An 8,311-nucleotide genomic window follows, 5' to 3' on the forward strand; every position below is an offset into this window, starting at 1 on the left:
TGGGTAATCCCGCCCCATGCCCATCTTCGCCCCGCTAGTGTCTCGAAAGTAGTTACGAAGAACGTGCGCCACGGACTGTCGGGGGGACAGGGAGGGGCACCGCCGTCATGGGACGTCACAGCTTGCCCGATCGGTACCGGGCGGGCACGGCCGACCCCCGCCCCCGCGCCCGCCGCCGCTCCGTGGCCATCGCGACCGCCCTCGTCCTCACCGTCGCCGGCGGCATGGCAGCCGCCGTGCAGAGCGGACTGCTCTCCTTCGGCTACTCCTGCCAGGACGACCCGGTACGGCTGACGCTCGCCGCCTCCCCCGACGTCGCCCCCGCCCTGAAGGCGGCGGCCGGGCAGGCCCGTGAGCAGAACCTCACCTCCGACGGGAACTGCGTGGCCGTCACGGTGAGTGCGCAGGACTCCTCCAAGGTCACGGACACCCTGAGCGCGGGCGGGAAGCCCGACGCGCAGGTCTGGGTGCCCGATTCGGACGTATGGGTGCAGCGGGTCACCGCGGACGGCACGGCGACGCAGGTGACACCGGAGGGCAATGTGGCCGCGACGCCGGTGGGAGTGGCGATGCTGCCCGCCGCCGCGAAGTCGCTGGGGTGGCCGAAGAAGACGTACACCTGGACCGAACTGGCCAGAGCCACCCTCTCGGACGACTCGCTCAGGCTGGGCGCGGCGGACCCGGCGCGCAGCGCGACCGGGCTGCTCGCACTCACCCGGCTGAGCGCGGCCGCCGCCGAGGCGAAGGGCGGGGCCACGCAGGCTGCGGCCATGATGAAGGCACTGTCGCAGCGCGTCCGGGAGACCGACGGCGAGGTTCTGGACAGCCTGCCGCACGACTCCTCGGGCACCGAGCAGGGCAACCCCAGGCGCAACCAGGCACTGATCCTCAGCGAGCAGGCGGCGTTCGCCCACAACTCGACGGCCGGCCGCGGCACGGACCTGGACCTCTTCTATCCCACGGACGGTTCGCCGACGCTCGACTACCCCTACGCGCTCGTCGACGAGCCGGAACTGACCACCGACGAGAGCCGGGCCGCGATCCGGTTCATGACGTATCTGCGGGAGCCCGCGCAGCACAAGCTCTTCGAGAAGTACGGATTCCGCACGGACGACGACTCCGTATCGCCGTCGGTCGTCGCCGCGGCGGGTGGCCGCAGGCCGCAGCCCTACGCCGAGCCGTCCCCGGAGCCGGCCTCCGACACCGCGCTCCAGGAGGCGCTGGGGACGTGGACGATCACGGTGCAGAGCGCGCGGATCACCACGGTCGTCGACGCCTCCGCCTCCATGTCGGAGCCCGTGGCGGACACAGGCCGGTCCCGTATGGACGTCACCAGGGCCTCGTTGCTCCAGGCCCTCGCCACCTTCACCCCCGAGGACGAGATCGGTCTGTGGGAGTTCGCCACCAGGCTGGACGGCGACAAGGACTACCGCGTCCTGGTGCCGACCGGGCGGCTGGGCGACCGCAAGGGCAGCGGCACCCAGCGGGACCGGCTGTCGGCGGCGTTCGGCGGACTGGAGCCGGTCCCCGGAGGTGCCACCGGTCTGTACGACACCACCCTCGCCGCGTACCGGGCGGCCACCTCGTCCTATGTGAAGGGCAAGTTCAACGCGCTGGTCGTGCTGACCGACGGGGTGAACCAGGACCCCGGCAGCATCTCCCGCGCCAAGCTCGTCTCCGAACTGCAGAAGCTCCGCAACCCCGAGCGCCCGGTGCCGCTCATCGTCATCGCCGTCGGCCCGGAGGCCTCCAGGAAGGAGGCCCAGGAGATCGCCCGGGCCACCGGCGGATCCGGCCACGAGGTCAGCGACCCCGCCCAGATCCACTCGGTCATCCTGCAGGCCATCGTGGCGGCGGGGGCACGGAACGCCACGGGCTGAACGACAGCCCTCCCCTTGTACCCGACCGTGCCGCCCTCACCCCAACGGCACCGGCTCCGGCAGGCCCACCGGCCAGGTGTGTACCGGCTCCCCGATGTGCATCAGCTCGCGGTAGCGACGGGTGGTGGCGGCCAGGGCGGCCTGCCGGGACAGACCCTGTTCCAGGGCGCGGTGGAAGGTCGCCGACTGCCAGCTCGCGCCGTTGACGCGGCGGCGGCAGCGCTCCTCGATGACGCCCAGACAGTGGTCCCGGTCGGCGGCTTCGACGCCCCACGCGTCCAGGCCCGCCTCGGCCATCGGCAGGAGTTCGTCGCGTACGAGGGTGACGGCGTCGACCTCGGCCGTACCGCCGTAGCGTCCGCGCCGGGGCCAGACGAAGCGGGCGTCGATGCCGTCCCGGCAGGCGGCGTCGAAGTTGGCCTCGGCCGTCGCGAAGGGCAGCCGGGTCCACACCGGGCGGGACTCCTCGGCGAGGGCGCGGACGAGGCCGTAGTAGAAGGCCGCGTTCGCGATGACGTCGGTGATGGTGGGTCCGGCGGGCAGGACCCGGTTCTCCACGCGCAGGTGCGGAACGCCGTCGGCGATGCCGTAGACCGGACGGTTCCAGCGGTACACCGTGCCGTTGTGCAGGACGAGTTCGGCGAGCTTGGGCACGCCTCCCTCGTCGAGCACCCGCAGCGGGTCCTCCTCGTCGCAGATCGGGAGCAGGGCCGGGAAGAAGCGCAGGTTCTCCTCGAACAGCTCATAGGCGGAGGAGATCCACCGTTCGCCGAACCAGGTGCGCGGCCGCACCCCCTGGGCCTGCAGTTCGGGCGGGCGGGTGTCGGTGGACTGCAGGAACAGCGGCGGCCTCGACTCGCGCCACAGCTCGTGGCCGAACAGGAAGGGCGAGTTGGCGCCGACGGCGATCTGGGCGGCGCAGGCGGCCTGCGCCGCGTTCCATACGTCGGCGAAGCGGCCGGGGGTGACCTGGAGATGCAGTTGGACGGAGGTGCACGCGGCCTCGGGCACGATGGACTTCGAGGTGCAGGTGAGGTGTTCCACCCCCTCGATGTCGAGCACGAAGTCCTCGCCGCGGGCGGCCACGATCTGGTCGTTGAGCAGGGTGTAGCGGTCCACCTCGGAGAGGTTGGAGGAGACCAGGTCGTCCCGGTCGAGCGTGGGCAGAATGCCGATCATCACGATCCCGGCGTCCAGCTCCCCCGCCTTGCGGTCCGCGTACGCCAGCGAGGTCCGCAGTTCCTCGGCCAGCCGGTCGAATACCCGGCCGCCCAGGCGGTGTGGGGCTATGTTGACTTCCAAGTTGAACATGGCGAGTTCTGTTTGGAAATCACGGCTCGCGATGCGTTCGAGTACCTGGCCGTTCAGCATTCTCGGCATACCGTCGGAACCGGCGAGATTCAATTCGATCTCGACGCCCATGAGATTCTTCGGGCGGTCGAACCGTTTCTCCACCAGCAGCCGCTCCAGTCCCGTCAGACACTGCCGGAGCTTTTCCCGGTAGCGCTGGCGATCGGACAGGTCGAACGCACCTGCCACGACCTTCTCCCCCATCGAAGCGTCCCTCCTCGATCGGGCGGGCCGAGGATCCGGCCGCCGGGTGTCCCGGGTCAGGTGGGATGATGCCCAGCCGAGGCGATCGATAACGTCCCACGGAGACCCGGCGCCCGCTACTCTGTTGGAATGTGCCGCGCGGCACATTCACGAGGCATGGGGCATCACGCAACTTCGGGTGCCCCGAGAGCCTCGTGAAAAACGCCGACGACATTCGGCCGACCGCACCTGAAGCGTATTCCGAGGTCAGCGGGAGTCCACCGGGCGGGGAATCGGGATGATTCCCGCGAATCAACGGCTGAATAGAGCCTTGTTCGCGATGCTGGAAACAGCTAGTGGAAACATCACGTGAACACCTGTCGTATAAACTCCGCGAACAAGGCAGAAGGTTGGCGCCCACGGTCCTGGTTCCTGCCGTCAAGGTGACGTGCGGCAGGCCTCACCCGCACCCTCGCTCACCGACCCGGGCCCCGGCCTCTCTGACCCCATCGAGCTGACAGCGCCGTCCGCCCCCCTCCCTCGCGCCGTCGCGCCTGTCGAATGAGAGGCGACCCACCATGCCGCTGCAAGTCCCCCCTGCCCCCGCGCCCGCACTGCGCTCCGTCCTCACGGCCCTCGGTTCCCCCACCGCGGTCCGCGAGGCCCGAACCCCCTCCCTGCGCAACGCCCAGGGACCCGCCACACCCGAACTCCCGCTGCCCGTACATGTGCTGGACCGGATCACTCCCGAGGGTGTGTCCGCCACCCGGCTCACCGGGTGGCGTTTCCTGATCCGGTGCGGCGATCGCTCGGTGGCCGCGGCCGAGACCAGGCTGATGCCGGACGGCTGGGCGTTCTCGCACTTCTTCGAGGGCCCCTACGTCGCCTCCACGGAACGCGCCCTGCGCCAGGCCGAGACCATGCAACAGCCCTACCAGCCCCGCCTGCTCTCGGTACCCGGCCTGTACATGCTCACACTGTGGCTGCACGGCGACTGCGCGGCGGACGGCGCCGAGGGCCATCCGGCGGCCGCGGACCTCCTCGTCCCGCTGGCGCCGGCACCGCCGGGCATCGCGGCCCACCGCCCGCACCGGGTCGCCGAGCTGCTTCCGGTGCTGACCCATCGGGTGACTCCTGTGCCGCTGCTCGGCACACCTGCCTGACACACCCCTTTCGTACCCCGTTTCCAATTTCCGGAGGCGGGGTACGTCTGCATTTCCTGCGGCTATTACTCACTCCCCCGCTCGTACGAGCAATAATGCGCTCCGACGAGCCGAAAAGGCGTCCGGCCCGACCGGACTAGCCCCATCCGGCCATCCAGAACCACCCGAAGTGGCTGCCCAGTTGGGATGAACCAGTCACGCGGCCGATGCGTCATCAACCTGTGAAGAAGCGGTGCTGCGAAATCCCTGCGGATTGACGCCCGGAGAGCAACACTGGGTTCCGACCGACTTAATCGCAACGGGGGACGGACATGACCACAACACAGCGAAAGATCCCATCAATGTGCCAGCACCAGCCGCCGTGCCCGACAGCCGAATCCGCCGACCGGGAGTCCGCCCGACTCATGGCGCACCACCCGGAGCAGGGGTGGAGCCTGCTGTGCAACGGCGTTCTGCTCTTCGAGGACACCGGTGAGCTCCTGCCGGACGGCCAGATCATCGCCCCGCACCGCCCGCTGGGTGCCGACCGGGTGATGACGGCCGCCTGAGCACCACCCCGGGCGGTCCGCCGCTCCGCCCGGCGACATGAGGGGCCGGCTCGCACGTCCCGGTGCGCACCGGCCCCGACGCGTGTCCGGGGGTGACTACTCCTCGTAGTCGGAAGGCGACCGTGTCGGGACCGCCCCTCGCCGCCGTGCGGTTGCGCGTCCGGGGTCCGGATGTCGACGACGAGCGTGACCGGCCCGGATGGCACGGGGTACGCCGTCGGCCGCCGCCGCACCGGCCGCCTCAGACATTCAGCCGGTACGGGAGCATGCACACCACCACATCGGTACGGGCCCGCAGCACGGTCGCCAGCAGCAGGCCGCGCTGGTTCTGGAGGATCTCGTAACGGCGGTGCTGCGGCTCCACCTCGGGGATGAGGACGGCGACCTGGCGTCCGTCCCCGGCGACCCGCTGCACGTAGTCGACGATCGGCTGGACCAGGGAGCGGTGCGGGCTGTCGATGACGTCGAGGCGTACACCGGGGTTCCAGCGGTCCCAGGCCTCCTCCAGCGCACGGGTCTTCTCCGGGTCCGCGTGCACCGCGACCGCGACCACCTCGTCGCCCAGCGCCAGGGCGGCGGTGATGGCGTGGCGGGCGAGTTTGCTGACCTCGCCGAGCGGGACGATCACCAGGCTGCCGGTGCGCCGGTCGGGCGGTTCGGGGACCCGGCCCAGTCCGAGTTCCTTGCCGACGGTCGTGTAGTAGCGCTCGATGCGGGCGAACAGCAGCATCATCAGCGGTACGGCGACCACGACCACCCACGCCCCTTCCAGGAACTTGGTGCTGAGGAGAATGAGCCCGGCCAGGGTGGTCAGCACCGCGCCGGTGCCATTGATCAGGGCGCGGTGTGCCCATCCGGCGGGTCTCTCGGTGGCCCAGTGCCGGACGAGGCCGAGCTGGCTGAGGGTGAAGCCGATGAACACGCCGATCGCGAAGAGCGGGATCAGCCGGTGGGTGTCGGCGCCGGTCGCCACGAGCAGCAGCGCGGCGAGCAGGGCCAGGGCCAGCACGCCGTAGCGGTAGACGGGACGCTCGGCGCGCAGCCCGAACAGGTGCGGCAGACGGTGGTCGCGGGCGAGCAGGCTCATCAGGATCGGCAGCCCGCCGAAGCTGGTGTTGGCGGCGAGCCCCAGGACCAGGGTGACGAGGATGTTCGTGGCGTAGTACGCCCAGCCGTCGCCGTAGGCGCCGGCCGTGAGCTGGGCCAGGACGGTGACGTCTCCGCGCGGGGCCACGTGGTCGCGGCGGATCAGTACGGCGAGGCCGATGAGCATCGTCCCGAGCAGCGCGCCGAGCATGAGTTCGGTGCGCTGGGCGCGCCGGACGCGCGGGGTGCGGAAGGTGGGCACGGCGTTGGCGATGGCCTCGACGCCCGTCAGGGCCGAACAGCCGGACGAGAACGCCTTGAGGATCAGCAGCAGGCCGAGCGACTCCTGCGCCGGGAAGGACTCCGCGGTGCCGACGACGGCCGCCGGGTGCGTGCGCAGGAGTCCGAGGACGATGACACCGAGGATGGACACGACGAACAGCGCGGCGGGGAGCATGAGCACCCGGGCGCTCTCGGCGATGCCCCGCAGGTTCACGGCCGTCAGCAGGGCGAGGCCCGCCAGACACACCCAGAGCTTGTCCCCGGCGAGGGCGGGAAACGCGGAGGCGAGAGCGTCCGCTCCGGCGGTGAGGCTGACGGCGACGGTGAGGACGTAGTCGACGACCAGACTGGCCGCGGCCAGCAGGCTGGCGGTCGCGCCGAGGTCCTTCTTCGCGACGGCGTAGGCGCCTCCGCCGTCCGGGTGTACGGCGATCACCTGGCCGTACGAGATCACGAGGACCACGAGCAGGAAGACGATCGCCAGCGTGATCGGCAGCGTGGCCGTCAGCGCCCCGGTCCCCGCGACCACGAGCGCCAGCACGATCGCCTCGGGACCGTACGCCACCGAACTGAGCGCGTCCAGGGACAGCGCGGCCAGGCCCTCCAGGCTGGTGAGGTGGTGCTTCTCCCCTTCGCCGGGGCGCAGCGGAACCCTGGGTCTCAGCTGACGATGTGCCAGGCCATATGCCATCGGGACCTCACCACGGCCGGGTCGGACGATCGGCACCAGTCTCAGCGGCGAGACGTCCGCGCGCCCTCCGGCAGGGCCCGGGCGGGTCGCCACGTCCGGCTGACGCGCGGCCGCCAGCCGGAGGGCCGTGGCGCCGTCGGGCGCCGCGTCCACTCCGTACTGGCGTGCCTGCATATTGATCACGAGTGCCCGTACGAGCTGTGGGTCGTCTTCCACGACCAGCACTCGGGTCATCAGTTGCCCTTGATCAGTTCCTTGAGCGCGATGTTGAGTTCGAGGACGTTCACGCGGGGCTCGCCCATGAAGCCGAGGGTGCGGCCCTCGGTGTGGTCCTTCACGAGCTTCTCCACCTTGGCCACGGGCAGGCCGTTCTTCTCGGCGATCCGGTGGACCTGGATCTGCGCGTACTGCGGGGAGATGTCCGGGTCCAGGCCGGAGCCGGAGGAGGTCACCGCGTCGGCGGGGACGTCCGAGGGCTTGACCGTGTAGCCGGCCACCGAGTTGTCCTTGACCACCGCGGCCTTGGCGTCCTTGACCCACTTGATCAGGTCGGCGTTGTCACCGGAACGGTTGGTGGCGCCGGACAGGATCAGCTTGTACTGGGGGTTGACGCTGTTGGCGCCGAGGCCGTTCTGCGGCCGGCCCTGGAACCACTTCAGGTCGGGCTCGGGGGTCTCCTGGCCCTTCTTCAGCGGCAGGTTGTAGGCCTGGCCGATGAGCGAGGAGCCGACGACCTTGCCGTCCGCCTTGCTCTCGGAGCCGTTCGCCTTGTTGTTGAACAGCCCCTGGGCGATGCCGGTGACAACCAGCGGGTAGATGACACCCGTCACCAGGGTCAGCACGAGAAGGGCTCGCAGGCCCGCCCAGAGCAACCGGGCGGTGTTGCTAACGGAGTTGTTCATGGCGTTCAGCCGATCCCGGGAATGAGGGAGATCATCATGTCGATGATCTTGATACCGATGAAGGGGGCGATCAGCCCGCCGATGCCGTAGATCGTGAGGTTGCGGCGGAGCATCCGGTCCGCGCTCACCGGCTTGTACTGCACGCCCCTCAGAGACAGCGGCACGAGCGCGACGATGATCAGCGCGTTGAAGATGACCGCGGACAGGATCGCGGAGTCGGGCGAGG

General features: G+C 70.1%; 6 protein-coding genes and 1 pseudogene. 3 read left to right on the top strand and 4 right to left on the bottom strand.

What is annotated here, in order from left to right; translation table 11 throughout:
- The first annotated feature begins 107 nt into the window (after positions 1-107).
- Positions 108-1,880 carry a substrate-binding and VWA domain-containing protein gene (locus tag Q8A52_RS46560; RefSeq protein ID WP_316764341.1) on the top strand — a complete coding sequence of 591 codons (1,773 nt, stop codon included), beginning with the start codon at positions 108-110 and terminating at the stop codon, positions 1,878-1,880.
- Between the two features lie 36 nt (positions 1,881-1,916).
- Here Q8A52_RS46560 and Q8A52_RS46565 read toward each other — a convergent pair whose 3' ends face one another.
- Positions 1,917-3,434, bottom strand: a complete 1,518-nt coding sequence (locus Q8A52_RS46565) for a glutamate--cysteine ligase (protein WP_316764342.1) — start codon at positions 3,432-3,434, stop codon at positions 1,917-1,919.
- Between the two features lie 557 nt (positions 3,435-3,991).
- Here Q8A52_RS46565 and Q8A52_RS46570 point away from each other — a divergent pair.
- Positions 3,992-4,576 carry a hypothetical protein gene (locus Q8A52_RS46570; RefSeq protein ID WP_316764345.1) on the top strand — a complete coding sequence of 195 codons (585 nt, stop codon included), beginning with the start codon at positions 3,992-3,994 and terminating at the stop codon, positions 4,574-4,576.
- 341 nt (positions 4,577-4,917) lie between these two features.
- A complete protein-coding gene (locus Q8A52_RS46575; RefSeq protein WP_316764346.1) occupies positions 4,918-5,124 on the top strand; it encodes a DUF5999 family protein in 207 nt (68 codons plus the stop codon).
- A gap of 241 nt (positions 5,125-5,365) precedes the next feature.
- Here Q8A52_RS46575 and Q8A52_RS46580 read toward each other — a convergent pair whose 3' ends face one another.
- The 3 genes and pseudogenes from Q8A52_RS46580 to Q8A52_RS46590 all read right to left on the bottom strand — a co-directional run.
- Positions 5,366-7,183, bottom strand: coding sequence for an APC family permease (locus Q8A52_RS46580; protein ID WP_408649381.1), 1,818 nt, complete (start codon positions 7,181-7,183; stop codon positions 5,366-5,368).
- Positions 7,184-7,416: 233 nt separating this feature from the next.
- Entirely contained in the window at positions 7,417-8,085 is a 669-nt protein-coding gene (locus Q8A52_RS46585; protein ID WP_316764350.1) for a potassium-transporting ATPase subunit C, read from the bottom strand.
- A 5-nt stretch (positions 8,086-8,090) separates the two neighbouring features.
- A pseudogene (locus Q8A52_RS46590) lies at positions 8,091-8,311 on the bottom strand (potassium-transporting ATPase subunit B); the annotation flags it as partial.

This window comes from Streptomyces herbicida (genome assembly GCF_032656585.1).
Lineage (GTDB): Bacteria > Actinomycetota > Actinomycetes > Streptomycetales > Streptomycetaceae > Streptomyces > Streptomyces herbicida.